The 22,687-nt window shown below is 57.9% G+C and carries 21 protein-coding genes; 14 read left to right on the forward strand and 7 right to left on the reverse strand.

Features of this window, described 5'->3' with window-relative positions:
• Positions 1 to 647: 647 nt before the first annotated feature.
• Both KUF59_RS05650 and KUF59_RS43975 read left to right on the forward strand, forming a co-directional pair.
• On the forward strand, positions 648 to 1,889 hold the full coding sequence (locus KUF59_RS05650) for a cytochrome P450 (protein WP_258768640.1): 1,242 nt from the start codon (positions 648 to 650) through the stop codon (positions 1,887 to 1,889).
• Between the two features lie 17 nt (positions 1,890 to 1,906).
• On the forward strand, positions 1,907 to 2,110 hold the full coding sequence (locus KUF59_RS43975; RefSeq protein WP_309500931.1) for a hypothetical protein: 204 nt from the start codon (positions 1,907 to 1,909) through the stop codon (positions 2,108 to 2,110).
• Between the two features lie 373 nt (positions 2,111 to 2,483).
• Here KUF59_RS43975 and KUF59_RS05660 read toward each other — a convergent pair whose 3' ends face one another.
• Entirely contained in the window at positions 2,484 to 5,141 is a 2,658-nt protein-coding gene (locus tag KUF59_RS05660) for a PAS domain S-box protein (RefSeq protein WP_258768641.1), read from the reverse strand.
• 564 nt (positions 5,142 to 5,705) lie between these two features.
• Between KUF59_RS05660 and KUF59_RS05665 the strand changes: the two genes are divergently transcribed.
• The 3 genes from KUF59_RS05665 to KUF59_RS05675 are packed head-to-tail and all read left to right on the forward strand — an operon-like array spanning position 5,706 to position 6,371.
• Complete coding sequence (locus KUF59_RS05665) at positions 5,706 to 5,834, forward strand: hypothetical protein (protein ID WP_258768643.1); 129 nt, start codon at positions 5,706 to 5,708, stop codon at positions 5,832 to 5,834.
• Between the two features lie 8 nt (positions 5,835 to 5,842).
• A complete protein-coding gene (locus KUF59_RS05670; protein ID WP_258768644.1) occupies positions 5,843 to 6,154 on the forward strand; it encodes an IS66 family transposase in 312 nt (103 codons plus the stop codon).
• Between the two features lie 37 nt (positions 6,155 to 6,191).
• On the forward strand, positions 6,192 to 6,371 hold the full coding sequence (locus KUF59_RS05675) for an IS66 family transposase (RefSeq protein ID WP_258768646.1): 180 nt from the start codon (positions 6,192 to 6,194) through the stop codon (positions 6,369 to 6,371).
• 504 nt (positions 6,372 to 6,875) lie between these two features.
• Here the strand turns inward: KUF59_RS05675 and KUF59_RS05680 are convergent.
• Positions 6,876 to 7,319 (reverse strand): hypothetical protein, encoded by a 444-nt coding sequence (locus tag KUF59_RS05680; protein ID WP_258768648.1) that lies wholly within the window; start codon positions 7,317 to 7,319, stop codon positions 6,876 to 6,878.
• Positions 7,320 to 8,763: 1,444 nt separating this feature from the next.
• Between KUF59_RS05680 and KUF59_RS44205 the strand changes: the two genes are divergently transcribed.
• The 5 genes from KUF59_RS44205 to KUF59_RS05705 all read left to right on the forward strand — a co-directional run bounded on the left by KUF59_RS44205 (position 8,764) and on the right by KUF59_RS05705 (position 13,761).
• The gene (locus KUF59_RS44205; protein WP_408918066.1) at positions 8,764 to 9,594 is read left to right on the forward strand and encodes a strawberry notch-like NTP hydrolase domain-containing protein; all 831 of its coding nucleotides are present in this window, start codon (positions 8,764 to 8,766) and stop codon (positions 9,592 to 9,594) included.
• Positions 9,594 to 10,652, forward strand: a complete 1,059-nt coding sequence (locus KUF59_RS05690; protein WP_258769947.1) for a DUF7146 domain-containing protein — start codon at positions 9,594 to 9,596, stop codon at positions 10,650 to 10,652. The genes KUF59_RS44205 and KUF59_RS05690 overlap by 1 nt, the downstream gene beginning before the upstream one ends.
• A gap of 817 nt (positions 10,653 to 11,469) precedes the next feature.
• On the forward strand, positions 11,470 to 11,715 hold the full coding sequence (locus KUF59_RS05695; RefSeq protein ID WP_258768649.1) for a hypothetical protein: 246 nt from the start codon (positions 11,470 to 11,472) through the stop codon (positions 11,713 to 11,715).
• A gap of 406 nt (positions 11,716 to 12,121) precedes the next feature.
• Entirely contained in the window at positions 12,122 to 13,057 is a 936-nt protein-coding gene (locus tag KUF59_RS05700) for a DUF2493 domain-containing protein (RefSeq protein ID WP_258769948.1), read from the forward strand.
• A 413-nt stretch (positions 13,058 to 13,470) separates the two neighbouring features.
• The gene (locus KUF59_RS05705) at positions 13,471 to 13,761 is read left to right on the forward strand and encodes a hypothetical protein (protein ID WP_258768650.1); all 291 of its coding nucleotides are present in this window, start codon (positions 13,471 to 13,473) and stop codon (positions 13,759 to 13,761) included.
• Positions 13,762 to 15,447: 1,686 nt separating this feature from the next.
• Here KUF59_RS05705 and KUF59_RS05710 read toward each other — a convergent pair.
• Positions 15,448 to 15,888 carry a VirK family protein gene (locus KUF59_RS05710; protein WP_258768651.1) on the reverse strand — a complete coding sequence of 147 codons (441 nt, stop codon included), beginning with the start codon at positions 15,886 to 15,888 and terminating at the stop codon, positions 15,448 to 15,450.
• Positions 15,889 to 17,024: 1,136 nt separating this feature from the next.
• Positions 17,025 to 17,504, reverse strand: coding sequence for a hypothetical protein (locus tag KUF59_RS05715; protein ID WP_258768652.1), 480 nt, complete (start codon positions 17,502 to 17,504; stop codon positions 17,025 to 17,027).
• Between the two features lie 23 nt (positions 17,505 to 17,527).
• Between KUF59_RS05715 and KUF59_RS05720 the strand changes: the two genes are divergently transcribed.
• A complete protein-coding gene (locus tag KUF59_RS05720; protein WP_258768653.1) occupies positions 17,528 to 18,157 on the forward strand; it encodes a hypothetical protein in 630 nt (209 codons plus the stop codon).
• Positions 18,158 to 18,477: 320 nt separating this feature from the next.
• A complete protein-coding gene (locus KUF59_RS05725; RefSeq protein WP_258768654.1) occupies positions 18,478 to 18,885 on the forward strand; it encodes a hypothetical protein in 408 nt (135 codons plus the stop codon).
• Here the strand turns inward: KUF59_RS05725 and KUF59_RS05730 are convergent.
• Together KUF59_RS05730 and KUF59_RS05735 are read right to left on the reverse strand one after the other, a co-directional pair.
• Positions 18,843 to 19,322, reverse strand: coding sequence for a GNAT family N-acetyltransferase (locus KUF59_RS05730; RefSeq protein WP_258768655.1), 480 nt, complete (start codon positions 19,320 to 19,322; stop codon positions 18,843 to 18,845). The two genes, KUF59_RS05725 and KUF59_RS05730, sit on opposite strands and share 43 nt — an antisense overlap.
• A gap of 162 nt (positions 19,323 to 19,484) precedes the next feature.
• Positions 19,485 to 19,670 carry a hypothetical protein gene (locus KUF59_RS05735; protein ID WP_258768656.1) on the reverse strand — a complete coding sequence of 62 codons (186 nt, stop codon included), beginning with the start codon at positions 19,668 to 19,670 and terminating at the stop codon, positions 19,485 to 19,487.
• A gap of 228 nt (positions 19,671 to 19,898) precedes the next feature.
• On the opposite strand from KUF59_RS05735, the gene KUF59_RS05740 reads away from it, so the two are divergent.
• Both KUF59_RS05740 and KUF59_RS05745 read left to right on the forward strand, forming a co-directional pair.
• The gene (locus KUF59_RS05740) at positions 19,899 to 20,027 is read left to right on the forward strand and encodes a hypothetical protein (RefSeq protein WP_258768658.1); all 129 of its coding nucleotides are present in this window, start codon (positions 19,899 to 19,901) and stop codon (positions 20,025 to 20,027) included.
• 349 nt (positions 20,028 to 20,376) lie between these two features.
• Positions 20,377 to 20,697, forward strand: a complete 321-nt coding sequence (locus tag KUF59_RS05745; RefSeq protein WP_258768659.1) for a DUF736 domain-containing protein — start codon at positions 20,377 to 20,379, stop codon at positions 20,695 to 20,697.
• A gap of 888 nt (positions 20,698 to 21,585) precedes the next feature.
• Here the strand turns inward: KUF59_RS05745 and KUF59_RS05750 are convergent.
• Entirely contained in the window at positions 21,586 to 22,551 is a 966-nt protein-coding gene (locus KUF59_RS05750; protein ID WP_258768660.1) for a LysR family transcriptional regulator, read from the reverse strand.
• Between the last annotated feature and the right edge of the window lie 136 nt (positions 22,552 to 22,687).

Raw genomic sequence — 22,687 nt, forward strand, 5'->3', positions numbered from 1 at the left:
CTGTGGACCAGTTCCGTCTCCGGTTGGGCCGCCCCGACCGTAAGCTTGAGCTTGCCGCGCGCATATGAGGGAACTGCAATCGGACAAGGCGTCTCAAACGTAGCGGCATACAATGCGGTCAATCGAATCCCTAAAGCGGATCGTTGCGTCAACGTTCGACCTCCCGTCAAAGCGGATCTCGGTAGGCCTGCTTCTGCGTTCAACTCCACAGAACGTCCCGCATTTCTGGCCCACAAGAGCTTCTTCCTCCCAGACCATCTAACATCCTCCGTACAGGCCGGCCTGCCGCTGCATAGTTCGTGAGAACTCATCTCCCTTGGCGATCAGAATCAACTCTTCCACATTTCACTCCCGAAGTGCTGCCCACCGACAAAACGCAAGCGTGATGTGCCCAAGGCGTCGCATTCAGCGATCTTAACGCCGTGGCCGCTTATGGCCAGCCATGTTCTTTTCAACGCCATTGGTCAGCGATGCAGTTGCGATTAGGCGAGGCCGTGTCGCTAAATATACAAGTGAAAGCAACCTTGCGCTCCTCCGGGAAATGGTAGGGAGCGTGCGCTCCACTTTCGGATATCGTCCGCTGCCTACACTCAGGCGCAAGAGCGGGGGCGAACCAAGAGTCGGGCGACCAGCGCCGGGAGAAACTCATGGATACGTTACAAGCAGATCACGGACGCGAGGATCCGTGTAACATCCAGCTGACTGGTTTGGACGTAAGCGGGCCCAAGCGCTTTCAAGACGATAGCATATGGCCTTACTTCGAGCGGCTGCGAAGGGAAGATCCCGTTCACTACTGTCAAGACAGTCCGTACGGCCCATATTGGTCGATAACCAAATACCGCGACATCATAGCCGTTGATACAAATCATAAAGTGTTCTCGTCAGAGCAAGGCGTCACCATTGTCGATGTGCCAGCGGAACATCTTCCTCCGAGTTTTATTAAGATGGCTCCCCCTAAACATGGCGAGCAGCGCGGCACCGTAAGTCCAATCGTGGCACCGGAAAATCTGGCCAAGCTCGAAAGCTTAATTCGATGTCGCGCTAGAGCGATTCTTCACGGCTTGCCGCGCAATGAGACCTTCAACTGGGTCGACAAGGTCTCGATTGAGCTGACGACGCAGATGTTGGCCACGCTATTCGACTTTCCTTTTGAGGATCGACGGCTGCTGTCGTATTGGTCGGACGTAGCCGTTTCAACTCCGAAACAGGGCCACGCGATTGACAGCTGGGACAAGCGAAGCGCAGTCCTGTCCGAGTGCTTGGATTATTTCGCACGGCTTTGGCGCAGTCGGATAAATGCCGAGCCTCGGCTCGACTTGATTTCGATGATGGCGCATTCACCTGCGACCCGGAATATGGACTCACGTGAGTTCCTTGGAAATCTTATCCTCCTGATTGTGGGCGGAAACGACACCACGCGCAATTCAATTAGCGGTGGCCTCTTGTTCATGAACCAGAACCCGTCCGAGCTACGAAAGCTACGAGACAATCCTATGCTGGTGTCGAGCGCTGTGTCCGAGATTATTCGTTACCAGACGCCCATCGCACACATGCGCCGCAACGCCTCGGCCGATATCATCATAGGTGACAAACAAATTAGAAAAGGCGATAAGGTCGTCATGTGGTACATCTCTGGTAATCGGGACGATGAGATCATCGACAACGCCAACAGCTTCGTCATCAATCGCAAGAACGTGCGGCAACATCTTTCGTTCGGATTCGGTATCCATCGCTGTGTTGGTAGACATCTTGCGGAACTGCAGCTGAAGATCCTTTGGGAGGAGATGTTGAATGGACGCTTGAACGTCAAGATCGTTGGCGAGCCCGTGCGGGTCGCATCAAACTTCGTGCGCGGTTATTCCGTGATCCCGGTGCAGGTTGTAGCTTAGGCTGCGATGCTCTGAGTTTGACGGGGACCAAATATAGCGGCGGCCATGGCACCTTGATCGGAGACGCCATCATCGATGGCGGCAATTTCGACTGGGAGGCGCATGCGTCGCGTTTTCCGCTGCTCACGCAGCCCGACGAGGCCTATCACGGTCCGATCTGGACCGAAGCCGCAAAGCCGCTCGGACCGATCGCCTACATTCTGCGTGCGCGGGTGAAGTAGCTGCGCGATCTCGGTGCGGCCATCGCCCAACAAAACGCCTTTCAGTTCATTCAGGGGCTCGAAACCTTACAGCTGCGACTACGTCAGCATAATGGAGAACGCAATCAAGGTGACGAATTTCCTTGCCAAACAACCGTCGATCTTGCAGGTCATCTTCCAGGGTTTGCAGAGCGGCGTAAATCGCCGGCGCGCTGACACGCATTTTTTCGCCTGCGACGATTTGCGGACACGAGGCGCATGCCGACGTGAACGCAGCCCGCAACATTCTCGGGGCCGGAACGCGGCCCGCGAGGAGGTCTCCTTCCGCCGCAAATCTCGTAGAGCCGCTTAAGGCTCCTCGGAAAAATCCCCTCCCTTCGGGGAGGGGAAGACGTTAAGACACGACCGGCAGGACAAATTGAAAGGTCGCGCCCGGCTCTTGCTTGCTGACGATGGACAGGCGCCCTCCGTGGGCTTCCACGATCGAACGACAGATCGACAGACCCATTCCAAGGCCGCTCGATTTGGTAGTAAAAAACGGGTCTAAGATGCGATCAATGTCTTCGTCAGCGATCCCGGCGCCGCAATCAGTCACGGAGAGCTGCACACGCCCCTTATCGTCCCTTGATGACTGGATCGTCAGTTCGCGCTTCCGGTCGTCAATCGCTTGCATGGCCTCGATCCCGTTCATCACCAGATTGATGATCACCTGTTGCAGCTGAACCCGGTCACCTAGGACCGTGGGGAGTGTTGGCGCAAACTTAGTTCGCAAGGTCACTTGCTGATTGACCAGCTCACGTGTCACCAGCGTGATGGCCTCCTTGACGACCTCATTGATATCGAGCGGTACCATCTCGATCTCACCTTTCTTCGCAAGTGCGCGGACCCTGCGGACCACCTCGCTTGCCCGGATCGCGTCTTCGATGATCCAGTCCACCGATCTGCGCGCTGCGGGAAGGTCGGGAGTTTCGCGACCCATCCAGCCGAGGCACGCGTCAGCGTTGCTGATGATGGCGGCGAGCGGCTGGTTTACTTCGTGGGCGATGGAGGCTGTTAGTTCTCCCAGCGTCGTCACGCGTGTCACATGCGCAAGAGTCGCCTGTGCCTTCCGCAACTCTTGTTCGGCCTGATCTGCACGAATCCTCGCGGTAATGTCGGTGCTGACGCCACGGTAGCCGAGAAACTTGCCGGCTACATCAAAAAAGGGCTTGCCGCTGGTCCGGACATAGAACGTAGACCCGGCACTGTTGACGGCGCGATAGATCAGATCGCGAAATGGCAGACGTGCGTCTAGCGTCGCCCGATGCTGCCGCCACTTCTCGGGTTCTTCCTCAACGTCGCACGCGATTTCCCAGCGAGGCAGACCGATGAGCCCTGCGGCCAAGACGCCCACCGCGCTGGCGTGGTCCGATAAGTGGGTGACCAAATGGTCTGGCCCGGTCTCCCAAAGCCAGTCGGAAGCTGTTTCGGCGTAGTCCCGAAAGCGCTGCTCGCTCTCACGCAGCGCAGCAAGGGTGTTTTCCAGCTGTTCGCTGGCTGCGTGTTGCTCGGTGACATCCATATGCGTTCCGATGAGCTCGACGGTTGTGCCATCTCTTCCCAACACAGCGTGCGCAACTGAGTGTATGTGCCTTATCGTGCCATCGGGAAGACGGATTCGGAAATCATATTCGAAGTTACCTGCCTTCTGTTCGATAGCCCGACGTTGCACTTCCTGCTGCAGCGCCAAGTCATCTGGATGGATACGCGACCTGATGGTCTCAAGTGATACAGGCTCGTCCGGATCCAAGCCAAACAGTCGACTCACTTCGGCGGAGCGATACGCAAAACAACGACGGTGGCAATCCCAGGCCCAAGTGCCCATGCGACTGAGCTGCTGCGCGTCGGCCAGATAGGCTTCACTACGGCGCAGTTGCTGTTCCGTCTGCTTTGCCGCCGTGATGTCCGTCGCCGCCCCGACAAACTCGATATCGCCAGTCGCGGTTCTCGTGGCCCGTGCCGCCGCGCGAATGTGCTTTACCGACCCGTCTGGCATCAGCAGTCGGTATTCATGCTCGAAATCCTGGCCTTGAGCCGCTCGATCCAGAATCGCTTGGACGGAAGCCTTATCTTCTGGGTGGGTGCGGTCTAGTACGTGTTGCGGTGTCGGTTTCGTTTCGGGATCGTATTCGAAAATCCGAAAATTCTCCTTGGACCAAAAGACTTCGCCGGTCGCGGTGTTCCAGCCAAAACTGCCAGTATGGCTCAATTCCTGCGCCTGCGCCAAATGCGCTTCGCTCCGCTGCAGAGCAAATTCCGTCCGCTTTCGTTCGGTGATATCTTCGCAGGCAATGAGGACAATGGGCTTGTCGTCGGCCCACAGCATTGCTTTGGCGTTTTCGCGCACCCATAGCACCGAGCCGTCCTTCCTGACCTTCTGGATGTCCCAGGTGTGCGACTGACCGATCTTTGCGAGACACATCTCGATGCATTTGCGAACGGCCTCACGATCTTCTTGCAGAATGACCTTCAGCACGGATAGGCCGACCAATTCCGCAGGCGCATAGCCGAGTTGAGTCGCGCCCAAAGTGTTGACGTTGAGGACCGCTCCGGCTTCATCGACCATGAAGTACATGACCGGATTATGCTCAAAGATTGCACGCCAGCGTTTTTCGCGGTTATGCAGATCGTCCGCGCTGTGCCGTAGCTTGGCTGCGACCTCACGCGCAGCCTCCCTTTCCTGGCGGACTTTTCCGATCAGCTGGGTTCCAACAATTGAGGCGGTTAGGAAGGCGACGACCACCAAAAGGTCCTCGAGGTCACCGATCCGGAGACCGAACGTGGACGGCGTAAACAGGTATACTGACGCAGCGACAGAGACGATGGAAAGCACCAACGATGCGATGAAACTGCCCATCAGCGAAAACAGCATTATCACCACCAGATAGGCGAACGCCGTCGCTGCGAAAGGGCTGTGAATATACAAGGAAGTTAGTGTCACCGCCGCTAGCGTAATGCTACCAAAAACTAGCTGCGTCGCTGAACGTCCCAATGTGGTGAGCTGGTTAAACATGCTGGTGGCGGTCCGGCCCTTCTGGCGGAGAGGTTAAATGCAGCAATTTTAATTCGACGCCGACAGGCGCTCCTGAGTGGTTCTGAGATCGGCCACTGATCCCGACGAAGGCATTATAAACCTTCGTATAGTTCTAGCTATTTTAAATCTAACAGTCACATAGGACAATTATGCCTTGGTGTCACGCGGTTCACCTTTCTTCTCGAAAACCCCCGTGCTGCAGCCGGATTGCCTCTGAGCCCAGCAGAAGGATCGAATCCGATCACGGTTGATCCGACGGTTGGTGCTTGGCGGTGCCTTCCTTAGTTGCACTCATGACGAGAAAGTCTGCTGTGTCGCACGCGGGATACGAGAATGGACTCGGCGCGGCTTACTACCTTCCACGCGACGTGTTAGCCCCACGCGGACTTGCCCAGTCGGGCGCGAGCCCGCTCAATTGCAATCTTACCGCTATCGCTCTGCTTCGTGGATGGTGCTCGGCTTGACGCTAAGAACGAGAAGCTGCGCGCGCAGATGCATGCGTTAAAGAGATGGTCTTCGAGGAGTCGTTGGGAGCGGCTTGCGATGCTCGTGGACGAGCAGCTGGTGCTCAAGAACGTGAAGGAGGTGCTGAACGTGATGCGAGCGATGCTGCGGGGGCTGCGAACGGCCCGTTCCAAGTACGGCTGGAGCCATTGCACCGATCGCTTGTGAGCCACGGGGTGGCTCGAAGTTCGCTTGGTATCTGCCGCCGTACCGGCGGCTGGCGCGCGGACGTGGTGGTGCAATCCAACTCGCTTTTGTCTCATCATGCCCAACGCAATTTTATTGAGGTATTCAAGACGCGGTCGTCGTTCACTCGCGAGGTGATCGGACGCCTGCAGGAAGTCTATGCGATCGAAGCGGAGATCCGCGGCAGCAGTGCGGAGCAGCGGCTTTCCGCCCGCCACACCAGAAGCACACTGTTGTTAGCGGCGTTCAAGGCGCGACTGGCCGAGATGGCGGACAGCTGTTCTCCTAATCGAGGCTGCTGAGGCGATCCACTATGTGCTCAATCACTGGGACGGATTGATGATGTTTCTACGCGACGGCCGTATCGGGGTTTACAGCAACACAGTCGAGCGTTCCATGTGCCCGATTGCGACGCAACTCATGTTCAGCGACAGCGAAGGCGGCGTCGGGAGTCAGGCGATCCCGGCTTCGCTCGTGAACACGGAAGAACTTCATGAGCTCGACCTGAGTCCTATTTGACCAACGTGCTCGAGTGCATCGTTTCCGGGCGAACCAAGAGCCATCAGTTGCACGAGCTGCTCGCTTGGAACTGCAAGGCGGCGCATCATCGGTACGCACAGGCCGCAGAGACCAGGTCGCCACCAAGCGGCATCGTCGATGGCGTCAGCCGCGATGCTCTAGCGTCGACTCGAGCGGAATTTTGCCGCCACCTGCACTCTATGCTCGATCTATACCGCGTCGGCTTTTCTCACACGGTCGCCGACGCCGAGTCACCACCACGTTGCTTCCGGTTTCACCCGGTCTCTGGAGCGGCGCAAACATGCGTTTCATCTACTCTCGAGTTGTCGCTTCGGTCGCGACGACGGTTGGATTTCAATTTTCACCACCCTCAGAACAATGCGCTTCGCAACGGCGTTGAGGGAATCTTCGCCGTAGTCGGTTGGAACTATTCGAATATCCCTTCGGCAGGCGGGAGACTCAATCCTCTCGATCGCGCCGCAATTGTCTTTCAGTGTCTCCCGTTCAGCCGCTGGGTCGACGGACGTTGCGAACACAACAGCGATCATCCCGCGCCGCCGAGCTGTAATGCAGCGGTAACCATCCCTGGCGTAGAGGCATCTGACGTTTACGAATCTCAAAAGGCTTCCCGACGAACTTTCCAGGGGCGACATGAAGGTCACCCGGATCAACGACCTTGAAATCGTTCGGGCTATAGCGCGTAACGATTTCTTTGGTGTTCGCTGTCTTCGGCCCACTGGGAACGCCAGGCGTCGTTAGCGTTGCTGCGGCTTTATCGAAGCACGATAAGCGATCCTTGTCGTCCTTCACGGTCGCGCAGCCTACCACTTGCGTGACGGCTTCTACTGCATCGGCAGCGAGCGCGGCCGACGTCGAAAGAAATATGATTGCGCCGCCACAAAGGTACGAAAGGGACTTCCGCTTCAAAAAAGCTTGCCGGTACTTCATCGAAGTCAGTTTTCTTTACGATAGAGTGGGAGGCATCGATGGCCGCTGAAAACTCGCAGCTGTAAGCCTGTCGGCCCCAGATGTCTATGGGCGTACGGTCACAACCCGCTTCCGTTGCGGGCCTCGGCCTGTGCGGCCACCAATCCTGGCAGGTGCCACGCGGGTGCTTTTGGGCAAGAATTGTATCCGATCCTCAGAACATAGAGTTCGTAAGATCATGCTGTAGCGAAATTGGACCATGAACGCCTGGGAATACGTCAGGTGGAGCGCGTCTCGAATAGGCGGGTTTGTCCAAGTAATGAGTGCAGCAAAACGCCAATCGCAAATGTCAGAACACCAGGCGGCGCCATGAATCCAAGATTTCCAAAACTCCGCAGTCGCCCACGGACTTGCGCGGGCCGCAGAAATCGGACACGCGACAAGGTGGCCCTTCTCAAAAGTCTAAGGATATTGCCATGATGTCCCGTTCCGTCCCTCTCGTGAGTCAGAGTGAGCAACCTTGAGTTGGCGCTTCTCGGCGTTCGGCAGGCCGAGATCGGCGAATATGTTGCCTGAGCCCGTGAGCAACCTTTTCTTCGTGCTCATCATCGGTCTCCCTTTCTTGCTCTGTGGATCGCCTCGGCGCCTCATAGGTGCTGCCGAATCAGGTGATGTATCGTTGCGGCGTGGAAATGCCGCTGGTGGATTCTTCTGGAATCCCGTGCAGGACGTTCAGGACGCTCCCCAGACACGTTGGATCGACGGTTCGGTAGGTATCGCCGTCGAAATTGTCGCGAATCTCCAAACACCCGCTGAAGCCCTCAGGGGCTTCGCATTGCGCGGGTGCTCGCCGGGCTGCGCTTCAAAAAGGGATTGGCGGATGTCGCTTCGGACGCCCGCCGGAAAAGCCCGCAGGTCCTTCTTACTCGCATCCAGGCAAGCGATGGCCGACGTCTTCTCGATGACAGTTGCTCGCCCTCTGGGCCGCTCCGCTTGCCGACAAGGCGTAGTCCGGATCGGCGCACAGCGAGAAGCCGATCTTCTGCCCGAATTCCACATGAATGCGACGATGAGGAACAGCAGCGAAGCCGCTTTGCCGGAATTCCTATTCCACCGAAGGAGGTGACGGCGAGGAACGGGCTCTCCCGTCCCTCGCACCTCTTGCCAGGCTCCTGCCGATTCGGCAGGTGCACGCCTTTGGTCCAGGCGAGGGCGTTTGCGTGGCTCCATCTGATGGAGAGGAAGAGGGGCGACGGGCAGGTTTGAGCCGGTCGGATCACGAGAGAGCGCCGGCGGCTCGCTGCGCAACCGCTCTCCTCAGGCTTTCCATATGTTCAAGCCATCAGATTCTACGGCCGCTGCTGCCGTAACGCTCTCGCCCGCGGCAGTCTCTTTGCTTCGTGTAGTACGCCTTCTACTCCCAAGTGCGCGCGGTCAGGGTATCGACGCGATCTTGGGGAGCGCCATGAAAGTTAGGTTCGGTCTCATTGACGCGATCGACTGGAAAACTGCCTATGACGCCTGGGAGGCGGCAGCAGTCCCGTCCCTTCGCAAATATAAATCGGTTATCGGCGCCGAGCCAGGATTGCCGATTTCGATGTTGCCGATGCTTTCCAAAATCCCGGGACGACTGACGGCCCAAATACGCCACTGGGAAGATAGTCAGGCCCTTGAGCAGTTGTCGACGCAGCACCGGGGCGGCGACATCTTGATCGACAATTGGGCGATGGGACAGCGGTGCGGCGTCTCGATTAACAAGTCGGACAAATTGATCGATGATGCGCAGCGTGACTGGTCCGTGCTCGATATGGAGCGGCTGCTTATCACGCGCCTCCCATGGTTCCCCCGGCGCTCGCCGATCCGGATCCGGCTCGCTGAAGACGTCCTTTTTACGACCTACGCCACGCTACGCGCCGATCGACGAGGCGAGAAGCTTTGGTGCGTCAGGCACGTCGTGGAATCGTTGGGCTCTGACTTCAACGGAATGATTGCTTTCGACGAGTCATATGCAACGCAGAATGCGTCAGCCGATTTGCCGGCGATGACGGCTGACTCGTTTGCGGCGCTCATTGACGGGCGAACAGTTTTCCATCTCGCAGAAAGTCTCCCGCTCCATCGCCCACAAGTGATAGATGCCAACCGTATTGAACTCTCCAGGTTCACCGACACCATGCGGCACCGTTTCAACTTGAAGCTACGCACGTTCATCCGCGTAGATACGGCAAACGCGGGGGGCCTCTCTAAGGTACTGGAGAGCTATCCGCTCGCGCGGGTCGCCGAACGGGAGGGCGCGTGATGGGAGGTCAACCTCACGATCTGACACATCGTCTCGCGCGTGAGGCCGAGGAGGTGTGCCGCTACTATCTCTCCAACGGCCAGCGTCAAGGCAGCTACTGGATGGTCGGCGATGCCCGCAACACACCAGGGCGCTCGATGTTCGTGCGACTGATAGCTTCGCCCAAGCGGCCGGCCGGCAAATGGACGGATGCCGCAACGGGTGAACATGGCGATCTTCTCGACATCATCCGCGAAAGCTGCGGGCTTCTCGATTTCCGCGACGTCGCCGATGAGGCGCGGCGATTTCTCAACTTGCCTCGCTCGGGCGTCGCCCCATCGAAGTTTGCGCACAGTAGAGCGCTGGCTGCTTCGCCCCAGGCGGCGGCGCGCCTCTTCGCCATCTCGCAGCCGGTCGCGGGAACCCTTGCTGAAACCTATTTGCGCGAGCGCGGCATTGCAGTTTTGGGCGAAGATGGGGAGCTGCGCTTCCACCACCGCTGCTACTACCGGTCAGATGAGGACTCAGAGACGGAGACCTGGCCGGCATTGATCGCCCGTGTCACGGACCTCCAGGGTCGGATCACTGGCGTCCATCGCACCTGGCTCGATCCTGATGGCTTCGATCGCGTGCGTCTCGGAAAGGCGCCAGTCGCCACGCCGCGGCGTGCCATGGGCAGCCTTCTCGGCAATGCGGTTCGATTCGGTGCGGCCGATGATGTGCTTACCGCGGGAGAGGGCATCGAGACGATGCTCTCGCTTCACTGCGCAGCTCCGACAATGCCCATGGCTGCCGCGCTTTCAGCAAACCATCTTGCCGCCCTGCTGCTTCCGCTGACGCTACGCAGGCTCTATATTGCACGCGATGCCGATGCAGCCGGCGATCTCGCTGTAGCGGCGCTGACCGAGCGCGCCATCGCGGCTGGTATCGAGGCGATTGCGTTATCACCTCGACTTTCAGACTTCAACGAAGACCTGCGAACCTTCGGCCTCGGTGAACTACGCTCAGCCTTGCAGTTCCAGTTTACTCCGCTGGATGTCGCGCGCTTCATAGGTCCGGTTGCAACCAACGGGTCCTGAGTGCGACCTCGATCAAGTGGTCGCGCTGACGTCTGTCACCTTCCCAACGGCTAACCGGTGCCAACGCCGTTTTGAGGGTCGATGGGATTGGAATCTCTAAAGGTGACCGAAAGCCGGCCGAAGCACCTACCAAACCTTCGGCCGCGCACTCCTTCCACATCGAGCGATATACCTTCCATCGGACCCAGGTGGTAGGAGCCAGACGATCCGTTCGGATCGGCGCCTATTCGCGTCGAGGAGCCGGCCGGTCAGCGCATTCCTTTCGTTCGCAGCCGTGAGAGAGGCTCGCAATGTCCATTCGCCGCCGACTAAAGTCGTCGCCTACGAGTACACATTCCTGCCTGGCAACCAAGGCTCGGCCAAATCGCAGAAACAACTTGAATCGCACGTAACGGCAGGTTGTAGCATTGAAAGCCCATAAACAAGCTACACATTCAGGCATCGGTCCATTTAGGAAACCGGCACATCGCGCCGGCTAAGACATGCGCGCTCTCAATCAGTATCAGCACAACAAGCTTGCTAACTAAGCCTAAGCCCCGCTGACCGCGAAGAATCGACCATAGGTTCAGATGGTAGCCACGTTACTAGTTTCGCAATTCTCTTCAGGAGAATCGAAGTACGTGCAGGTCAAAAGCCGCCCATCCAACTAAGCATCACTATCGTGCGAGAGATCGACGGAGCCATTTCGCGCAAAGTGTCATGATCCCGCGCACGAAGGGACCCGTAGCATTCCGCGCTCATCAGGGACTCACAACATCGCCGACAATCAGGCTGCATAGCTCTCAGGCGAGCAGCGATCATATGAAGGACGCAAACCTTGATTCAGGCGGAAAAAGAGGTGGCCGAGCACATGCTCGCCTCATTAACTACCAGCTCGTTGCAGAGCCTCACCAGACCCACCCGCGAACAAGTTGCGCATCATTTTCGGCTGGCGTGCGAAAAGACAGGATTCGTTGGGACGGAGGAATCTACAATGCGAATATTGAAGCTTGTCTCACATGAAATCCGCAAGGCGCCATCAGTGCTCAACTTGGTCAACCGCCGCGAGGGGCAACCACAGTGAGCGAGCTGATGAGAGCTCCCTCTCGCTAAGCTCGCGACCCGTTTCGCTGCTCAGGCTTTTCCTGCGCTCAATGCTTCCCGGTCGCGCTCGAGGTCGGTTGAATACAGCCGGCAGCTCATGACCGGTCCTGTGAGGTCGACCTATCGCGGATAGAGCCGCCCCCTGGCCTTCTAGAGGCGATCGGACGGCAAGCGGGACGGCCCTGCAATGGCAGAGGTCGCGGCTATTTTCCGCTGGCGCGTTCCGCGCCTTTGCATCGCGAAACAAAATAGCCGCACCTCTGCCATCCTCCGCTTCGCTTCGGCCCTGCGCTTCGCTTTGGGTTCTGGTCCGTGCCGCTTGACGTCGGGTGATCGCCACGAAGGCCGCGGTGGGCGCGGCCGATCCGGAAAGGACCTCACCCATGATGACCGAAATCGACGATCCGAAATTCGAACCGCGCCATGCTTCATCTCTGACCGATCACGCTCTTGCCGAACTTCAACTGTTTGGCTTTCGTCCTTTGCAAGATGAACCCGATCCACGGCCGCTTCCCGAAACCAACGCAATCATCGGTGCCATCGCCGACATCTTCGATGCACTAGTCTCGACCCTGAGCGATACGCGCCTGGAGCCGGACCTTGAGGACTTGCTCTGGTCGGCCGTTAATCTCTTCCATCGCGCGGCGGAACGCATTGAACGCGAACTTGACGCCAATGAGCAAGCGCAGCAGAGGAGCCAATGCGAGCAGAACGGCTCGGAAGTACGATCCGTCGAACTCGAACGGCTCACCGCCGAAGGCGTTACACTCATCGAACGCCGCAACGCCATGGAGTTCTTTCGCGACCAGGCTGCCGAAAGTTTCGAAGTTCACACCGGCTCGCCCTGGCGGGCGCGCTCTGGTTCAGTCGTCAACCATCGTAACCTTACCGCCGCGATGATCGACAGCCGAGACTTTCTCGCCGCAAGGCGCAGGGCGGAGACCGAGGTGATGCTCCCTGCTGGCCCTAAGATCGCGTTCACCGGTGGGCTCGATTTCGACGACGTCAAGCTTGTCTGGGATAGGCTCGACAAGGTCCACGCAAAACACCCCGACATGGTTCTGCTGCACGGCGGCTCGCCGAAAGGCGCCGAATTGATTGCCTCAAAATGGGCCAGCAATCGCAATGTTCCGCAGATCGCCTTTAGGCCGGACTGGACAAAACATGCGAAGGCCGCACCATTCAAGCGCAACGACGCGATGCTCGAGGTCATGCCAATCGGAGTCATGCACTTCCCGGGCACAGGCATCCAGGACAACCTCGTCGATAAGGCCAAAAAGCTCGGCATCCCGGTCTGGAAGTTTGGCAAAGGCGGCGCGTGAGCGCCGTCTCAATTGACGCCGAAAGCGACGCCACAGCACCTTAAAAAATACCGATGTCGCAGTATTTTCGTCGGTGCACGGGGCCGCGAGCGGTCTGGGCTTAGTGCATCCCGCATTCGCCGACGCGCTTGTGTCAAATTTGAAGGTCCGATCTGTAAGCCTAGTTTCGCCAATGCCTTTCCATAACTCAGGTGAGCGTCGCTACTTCGGCGCTGGCCGCCATGCTGACTGTCCACTTCGCTCAGGCTTGTTCGTGCTCTCCTGACCTTCAAGAGCGTTCGAAAACGTCCCGGCTCGTTGGCCCTACCGAATGCGTCCTTGTCCAAGTTGTTGGGAGCTTCGTGGGCATTTTCCTCGCCGGCCCCACCTTTTGCCTTGAGTTCCTACAGCTGCGCATCTAACTCGGCGAAGAAATGCTGCGAGAGCTTGTGCTATTGTTTTGGTCGGATGGCGAGCTTTTGCTGCGCGCTTGGGCTGGGCGATTTCTAAAAATGCGATTGATCTGCAAGGGCGCAATGCTGGCTGCGTTTTTTCCCGTGATGGCCTCGAATATCTATTGGGGGCGGCTGAACCTTTCTCTGGGCTGTCTGTTTGCTCTTGCCGTCGGCGCAATCGTGGGGCGTCTGATCAAGCGGTCAATGATCCGCCGCGCCCATGCCGAAATGCGTAGTCTCTACGGCTCCGAATGGGGAACGAATAACTAGCGCATAGGCTCTGCTAGAATGAAGACCGATTCGTCAGCGTATGGTGTAACCAAATTAACTCCCGAACGAGCATCTGCAACCTTATTGGCCGACCGTGTCCGCGAAGAGGTATGACGAACTGAGGCAGCCTGCTCACGCAGCCTTTGTCCCCTAGGATGGATCGCTCACGCCGCCGAGTCACAAGGCTACGCGTTGCGACGATGATCGATGATCGATGACCGAGATCGAGTCTTGCGAAATGGCTCCGTCGAGCGCCTGCTCGATCGCTGCGATTGACAAGCTTGGAGATGAATGAGTTTTTGGAAATTTGCGCTTACCTTTCCGGGGCGTCCGGTCAATGGATTTCCTTAGGGATAAGCTGGCGGGTGAGGGCGGCTTCGGCAAGCCGTGCACGCAGAGAGACCTCCCTCACCCATATCGTGAGCCTGGCTAGAATTTCTCGGGCGATATCGTCGTCCTAAACAACACTTAAGCTGACGCCTTTGCGTCATCCGGTAGCGGCCTCTCTTGCGAAGACGAGGCCGCTGCGAGCGCTATTGTCGCAAGCAATTTGTAACTAGGTCCTTAGCGTTGGCACGCCTCCGGGTAACGTGTGCAGATACCAGCGGGATCCGGGGTAAGATCCACACACTCCGGGTCACCAGCGCAGGGACTTGGTGGTTCGGCCGCGAGCGTATTGGCGTCGAAATATCGCGCAGCGTGCCTAGCGACGTAAACGAAAGTGGGCACCGCCGCAGCGAGCGCGAGGGCGCCCGCCGATATAAGCAACAATTTTTTCATTCCGACGTCACTTCCTTAGGTTGACCCCAGCCCTCGCAGCCTAACAGCGCCAACGCGAATTGCAAATCGAACGCAACGTTAGGTTTAGCGTCCCCATCAGGACGCACGCGTCCGATGGCGGCTCTTCGCGTATGCGGATTTCGACGAGTGGCGGCAGGTGACTGCGGACGCGGCAAGTTGAGCTGCGCAACACTACCGTTTGCAATGGTCATTCCCGCTGATGTCGCGGTGATGAGGAACATAGTTCACTCTTTGCGCCTTCCGACGTTATCGATCTGTCGCGGCTGAGCCGATAGAGGTCTGTCGGCATGCGTCAGTCTGTGGTCAGGAAAGAGCAGAGCTAACGATCGTCTTCTGCCCGATGTGAAGCCCGGCCTTGGCTATCCAAGCTCACAACAAAGCGAGATCGTTGGCTCACCCATTTGCGGCGCGCTTCTGATCTAGAATGTTCGATCAACACGCCTCTTCGTGCCGTGATCTAGGGCAAATCACCAAGTGCTTTGGCGTTGCCGACCATGTAAGACACTTCAACTGGGTGGCGCCTCGTTCATCGAGCTTCAAATGCGCCTGTCGCGCTGGCGCGGAGACGGCGTGAGCGCGATCAGGCCGGCGAATCGAAAAGCTATGGTGGGATCCCATTAGACCCTGGCCTGAGAACGGCGATCTGATGTCCGCTGTCAAGGCGCACGCAATCGGCGTTTCATGCTCGCGACTCGTAGCTGCCGAAAGCGCGCTTTTCCGTCAAAACTGAAGTAGAAGCCGAGTGCCAAATTGGTCTTACCCGAGATCCGTGCGGGGCCATCAACCATGGTGTCCCAACCACGATCTTTTCACGTAGTCGTTTGCTCACTGAACCCGGCGGCCGATAGCGAAGGGCAGCTCGGCCACTCGCAGTGCTTCTCCCGATTACCAGACGAACTTCGCCCCGTCCGGCAGCTCGCACACGAATTCACCTTGGTTCACGACTTCGGCCGCACCAGCGGCCAGCTTGGAGGCCCTCACCGTGAGCTTGCCTTCACGACTGAGGCTGTGGCGGATGTATTCCGTAACGGGGTGTCCCGAGCTGTCCAAGGTTTGATGCGCATTGGCGAAGCTGATGCCGTTCTGGACGCTCACCCTGAAGGCGTTGATAGTCAGCCCGCCCTGCACGGCCGGCCCGGGCTTGTCGCCATCGGCGGTGGTACAGCGACTGAGATCTAGTATGACCTTCACATCCTTGCCCGCCTGCAGGGCATTGAGCACGTCCGTATATTTCGGCGAGGGCCCGTCAGCCTTGACGATCGTGCTTACGCTTGCAGTCAAAAGCAAGGATAACAAGATCGACAGGCGTCTGCCACAGAACTGCATATGCTTCTCCTCAGATTCGCAAACGAAACAGCAATCTGCCCGATGTCGTATTCGGAACGCCTTGGCGTATTGCAGACGTCAGGCGAAGGTCGTGTTCGCGACAACAACATGTGTTGCAGCAGCATGCAAGTTCTAGCGAAGGCAAAGCTAACCTCACAACCTCGTACGTCAGGTTTGCAAAGTGAGATGATGATCGGTGATTTCTCCGCACTAATTATTCCGGCGGGAAGATCTCGTGACGAGGCTCGCGGCCTGCCTCGCAAGCGGATTGGTTCGCTGTCGCCAACTATCCATGCCGCGCAACCTAAATAGAGGCTCATGCCCGTCCTGCAGGGGCGGCCGCTGTATCTGCGCGAGTCTTCGCAGTGGGGAGCCTGCTGACGAGTAGCTACGTAATGATACGGAGGTCGGCCGTCGCATTATCTTGATCTACGAATTGCATCCTCTCCACATGACGCCATACAGACCAATCTACGATCCACAGCTCTGGCGAGGTCGTGCGCAAGCAACGCGGACCAAGGCGGATGCGCTCGTACCCGGCAGACCCAGAGACAGGCTCTTGAAAGTGGCCGAGGAATACGAGAAGTTAGCCAAACATGCAGAAGAATGCGGAGCGCTCAGAAACGATGAAGATTGAGCTTTGTGCCACGATTTCTGATCGTTCTCCGCTTTCCCGATAAAACTCTCGAGCGTTCCCAATTCATTGGCACGTCCGCGCCTTTTCGGCTCGCGGACGCCGGAACACACTAAAAGTCGCCGCATCATGCGCACTTTCGAATCCGCAACGTAGGCATTCACTCGCGCAGAGTGCACACACTTTCGTCGATAATTGATTTCAGAGTTGGGCCTGCGATCAGGAGAGGCAATCAGAATTGATCCAGACCGAAGAAACTGTCGTCGAGTACGTGCTTGCATCATTGACAATCAGTGCGCTGCAGAATCGGGCCGCTCCCACCCACGAACAGGTGATGCATCACTTGGATATTGCGTGCGCGAGAGCCGGTCTCATCCGGACGCACGTATCTACGCTCCGGATATTGGAGCGTATCTCACGTGAAATCAGTCAGGCTGAGTCGGTGTTGGAGTTCATCGGCCGAGGCGAGGTGCAACCGCACTAAGTTGGCGAATGAAGCTCCTCATGCTTGGTGACGGAAGGGACGGGAATCAGGAAACCGGAGCCCGGCTTCGGTCTGCCTGACCACCACTTTAGCTGATCCTACGTCGATGGCATTGCGGCTTTGAGGCCGCGGCGGGTGTTTTGGAGTCCCAAGGGAGCATTTGCGCGCCTTGCATCCCTCGGCTGCGAGCCGCACTATCGCGATCGCGCGGTCGACCAGATATTCAGTATTCAGCTCGCAATCATAGGAGGCGAGCAGCGTCGATATCCGTGGTCGGCATTCGACCACTTTGTCATGTTTGGGCATGATCCGGAATGCCCAGGCATCCATCGGGCGTGACTTCGTTCTTTGCTGCGCTTGATGGTGATAGACGGTTTCGCTGATAGCAGAGCATGCGAAGCGTGAAACTAGCTTCCAACCCAGCAAAAACATCTGGAAAGCTATTCGGCCTGGAGTTCGCAAGGATTGCTCGCACGCGCCGCCTTGGTCGAAATTCAAAGCGAAATCGTAAGCTGCGGCCGATGACTCTCGAGCCTCAATCGCACCAGCAAATCGCCTTTCTATACAAGGCGGATTTGCGTCTCGATTTCATCATCTTTTGGTTCTATACACTAAGGTGCGCCGTGGTGGTGGTGGAAGGCGCAGTCGCTACTCCTTTTAGCGGGACCACCACTGTGCTTGGCCTTGGACTTGCCCTCAATCTCATTGGGCTCGGTCTGCTGTTCTGGCTGAGCGTTGCTCTGGCAGTATACGCCTTCCCATTTTTTGTCGCCGTCAGCGCCGCTTCAATGGCATTGGATCACGGCGGCGGGATTAGTGCTGCGCTCACTGTCGCGATCGTCAGTGCGGCCTTGACGCTTGCCATTGCTCAGTTCGCCCATTCCATGACACGGCTGAGCACTGTGCGCGGCGTGATTGGCGCAGTTTTTGCTATCCCGGCAGGAATTGCTGGTTTCCATGTGACGCTCGCGTTATCGCAGATCAGCGTGTCGTCGCCGTTCTGGTGTGAGGCCTTCGCATGCGTTGGCGCAATCTTCATCGCCGGGAAGGCTTGGATGCACATCACTTCTTTATCGGGCCAGGTGGCGAGCCGGCCAGGACGACCAATTCTGCCTCAACCGGCTCTGACCGACGCAGCGCCTGAGGAATAGCTTCGCCCCTATGTCTGAGATTGCTTTCCTTCGGTGCGAGCTGAATGCGCGGCCGGACTTAAAATCCATACCATTGCATCACTCATGAAAATAAACGTACGATAGATCAATAAGTGAGGTGAATTGACGGCGTTTTCTTCTTTAGCACAAAGTTAGCACAAGTCGCGGTTCAGCACGCTTGGCGTGTATGATGCTGCGGAGCGAACGAAAAATGCGACATCAACGAAGTCGCGCTGCAAAGGACGAAGAAGCAAAAGAGCCACGTCATACTTGGTGGCAAGGTCCACAATTTTCCGCCGAGGGAATGCTCGGCTGGTATCATGCCCTCAACGACGATCGAAGGCAGGCAATACCGGATAGCCACGAAGAAGGGTGACCTCCGGCTGGCGGAGGAAGTCGCCGAGCAATTACGAGGACTGGTGTGGAGCGGTGACCTGGAAAAGGTCACCGTACATAAGAAGAAGACCTTCCTGGCCGCAGCCGAAAAGTGTCTGGAAGAATTTCCTGTGCTGACGGAAGGTCAGCGCAACAGCGCCACAGCAGAGATAGATAGAACCAACGATAGCCATCTTCTGAAGAGCCGGAAGAAGATCAAAGATCGCAAAGACAGCACCGGTGACGGCCGCTGCGATGCCGAAGCCCACGGCCATCCGCCGGTAGTGCTCCGACAGTCGGTGCAGAAAGATCATACTAGCCCAAGGACCATGTACTTTGCGTGTTCGTCGTAGGTAGCGAGCTTCTTGTTGAGGGCGTCGTCTTCAAGCGTGCGGAAGCCATGCCTCTCCCAGAACGCCGTTGAGTAATTTACGGCCACCAGTGAGATGTTAGGAAAGCCCGCTTCTTTTGCGTGGGTGATAAGTTTGCGCACCACATGCGAAGCTACGCCATTGCCGCGCGCCTCCGGCAACAGCGCGATATCGTGCACATGGAAGGTGGACGCAGGGTCTGGCAGCCGTTCCAATAGGACATTGAGCGCCGGTGGCTGCTTGAAGTGCCAGGGATGGCTGACGATGTAGCCGGTGATTTCCGCCGGCCCAGCCTGAAGGACAAAGCAACCGCCGGGATAGAGGCGCTGTCGCTCCGCAAATACCGCCTCCTCCTCGGGGTAATTTAGGTGCACTCGGTCGGCAATGCCGATAACCGCCGGAAAATCTTGGGTTTCCATTGCCCGCCAAGGCATACAATTACTTTCTATGAAATTCCGAAAGGATATTCATCCCTCAGCCCTTCACGCTTGTCCAGATGGGGGCGAATGAAAACGGCACGAGCTTTGCTCCCGCGCTTTGTCTCGCCGATTTTGTGGATGATGACGTGGTCATGAGCGCTCTCATTCGGGATATTGATTGCGTTCACGTTCTTGTTCCACACGGACCTTGGGCGCCTCCGCGGCTTTAGTGCCGGGCGGTTCCAGAACGGGACCATATGTTTCGAGGTGCAGATAGTCGGCATAGGGACCGGGTAGAAGATTCGATTCGTAGACCTCAAACGCGTAGCCCAGCGTCCAGCGCTCCATCCGGACACCTCACCCGATCGCGCGGGCGTGGAGTCTGCATTGTGTAGCGCCCGCTCGACTGAGCGATCTGCCGGGGCGCGGGCTCACCAATCTTGCAGCGTCCCCCGCGGGATGATTTGCAGTGGCGCTCGTCGCTCGAAGCGCGCAGATGCCCTGACGGATCTGACGCGAGCTCTCGAACCCGATCCTATATTCGCCCTCGCGGAGCACGAGAAGGTCGATGAAACCTTGGCAGATGCGGCCGATGCGCTTGAGACGGCCGAACGGCAATTGGACCTAGCACGGCAGCTTCATCCGTATGTGCTCACCGTCGGCAATTCTCATTATGACAAGGGCGGCTTGTTCGATGTCACATGAGGAAATCGACCGGTACACTCCGTTCGCCTTCTTGTGTTGCAAAGCGAGCTCTGCCACGTCTTCCGCTTAAGTCTGTGTTCAGCGCTCGGACGCACCTCGCCTCGTTGGCTTGATCTGGCCGAAGACCGGCTGCGCCTCGATCGTCTGAGCCGCAACGCCGCCGGTCGAGACTTTCTTCCCCTGGGCTAACGCCCATTCCTCGCGAGACAAGAAAGTCTTCCCGTCGGCGTCCTCCGCTTAACGCTCCGGCCCGCGAAAAAGCGGGTGCGTCGCCGATCGTCTTCGGCTCTCAGATCGCCATCGAGGCCGCGGTGGTCGCGGGGCTCGAAACAACTCAAGGAGAAGTGACATGGCTAGCATCGGTTCTTTCAGAAAGGTCGGCAACGATTTCCAGGGTGAGATCGTCACGCTGAGTCTGCAGGCCAGGGGCGTCCGCATCGTCCCTGAGGCCAACCGCTCAAACGAGAACGCTCCCAGCCACCGCGTCTATGTGGGCCGGGCGGAAATCGGGGCAGCCTGGTCCAAGCGCTCCGAGGAAGGCCGCGACTACCTCTCGCTCAAGCTCGATGACCCTTCGTTCAACGCGCCCATCTACGCGAACCTGTTCGACGATGAAGCCGGCGAAGGCTACACGCTGCTCTGGTCACGGCCGCGCAAGACCGGCGAGTAAGCCTCGCTCCGGCAACGTCCCGCCCGATCCGATCGGGCGGGACGCTTTTCTTCGAGCCGACAGGCGAAAAGTCGGACGAGGAGACGATGCTAAGGGAAAGCTCCATGATGAGAGGCGAGTTTGCTTTTTGGATGTTCGTGAACATCTTGATACGCCCTGGCACCACCAGATTCATGTGAAAGGAAACGTGGCTGGAGGAGCTGAAGTGCGAGCGAACGACTTCGAATCGGTTTGTCCGCTACTGCGTGGGTAAGTTGACGCGACAGCTACGACGGCCCTGGGATCTTCAATTCTAAGTTTAGTGGGGTAAATGCCGATAGGCCACGAATGGCTCGCTCCATCGATAGTGAGAGCTGCGGCCCTTCATGCAAAGCTGCGCGCAGCTATGTTCGGCATGGTACGACATCCCTGCTTGGCACGCTCCGATGTCGCCTCAACGTTCGCTGCCGGCAAACGCACAAGCTCCACGGTGCAGTCGAGTTCTTGAGTCCCAAAAGACCTCCAGCCTCACGTCAAATCTTTCAAAACCATCACGTTTGATGGAGGCGTGTATCTGCTCTGCTCTCTAACTACGCGAACTGTTCGATGACGGCGAAGGCTACACGCCCCTTTTGTCGTGGTCGGGCAAGTCCGCAAAAGAAGCTTCGCGCCTACCCGCTCGATTTGCTCGGGCGCGGCGCTCTTCAAAGCCGACAGTAAGGCACCCGCTACCGCAGTTTCTCTCGTTTCGGTCGGCGCGGTGGAACGACCATAACACTGGACCTGCGAAGGCGTCTCCTCTCGACTGATCTCGTGGCGGTCGGCAAGCTGGCGGTCTAGTGAAGGTGCGGAGGTTGGTGCGAATTCAGCAGGAGAAGGAGACAGCCGCATGCCGGCTGGCCCAAAGATTCAAGCCCCGGCATCGACGCCGCCGCGACTGCGCCCGAAGGGCACGGCGAGAGCCGCCTTGTACGGCAGAGTGCCGGCAATTCGGGCCATGAGTTGCCTTAGCCACCGGTGGGCGGCGGAATGGTGCGTCCGGGACGTCCAAGTCATGCCGACTTGAAACGGTTCGGGGAAAGGACATGACGTTGCTACGACGGATTTGGCGATGCTCGAAGCGATGCGGCTTGGCACCGTCGAGACCAGATCCGTGCGGGGGAGAATGTGGGTCAGATCGGAGATGCTCGGCACCGTGACCACCTGGTTGAGCGACAGGCCGCGTTCATCGAGCCCTCTGAGATAGCCTGAGCGCCAGGCGCCTCCATAGGTGACGACGGCGTGGTTGGCCTTGACGTAGTCGTCGATACGCAACCTCCTGCCGGCGAGCAGATGGTTGCGGTGCATAACGCACACATAGTGGTCATCCAGAAGATGGCGATGATAGAAGCTCTCGTCCTGAACGTCGTAGGGGCCAACGAGAAGATCGGTCTCGCCGCGTTTGAGAAACGCCATGCCCTTGGCGCGCGCCGTCTTGATCTCCAGCACCAGGCGCGGCGCTCGGCGCCTGATCTCGGCGATGGTGCGCGGCAAAATGATCGAGCGTTCGTAATAGTTGCAAGCGATCGTGACCCGCCCGGACGCGCTTGCGGGATCGAAATCCGCCGGCTGCATTAGGCCCTCGAAGCCCTCAAGCAGGCGGCTGGCACACTCAACGATCTCGACGCAGCGAGGCGTTGGCGCGATGCCGCCGTGCTGGCGCACGAACAGCTTGTCGTGGAACGCCGCGCGCAGCCTGTCCATGGTGTAGCTGATCGTCGATTGGTTCGTACCAAGCGCTTCGGCGGCCTTCGAAAACGAGCCGAGTTCCGACACCAGGCGCAAGGTACGGATCGCGGCAAAATCAATCGCGAGCGGATCCCGATCCTTTGCCATCCTTCTTACGATCCTCCTTGCGGAAACCCAACCACCATATCGAAAGAGTAGATAAGGGGTATCAACTCTATCCGATTGTCCCATAACTATTGCCAACGCAATCTGCTCGAAAATGGGAATTAAGACGGCAAGTCCG

Origin of the sequence: Bradyrhizobium arachidis, assembly GCF_024758505.1 — a bacterium.
In the GTDB taxonomy this organism is placed as follows: Bacteria; Pseudomonadota; Alphaproteobacteria; order Rhizobiales; family Xanthobacteraceae; genus Bradyrhizobium; species Bradyrhizobium manausense_C.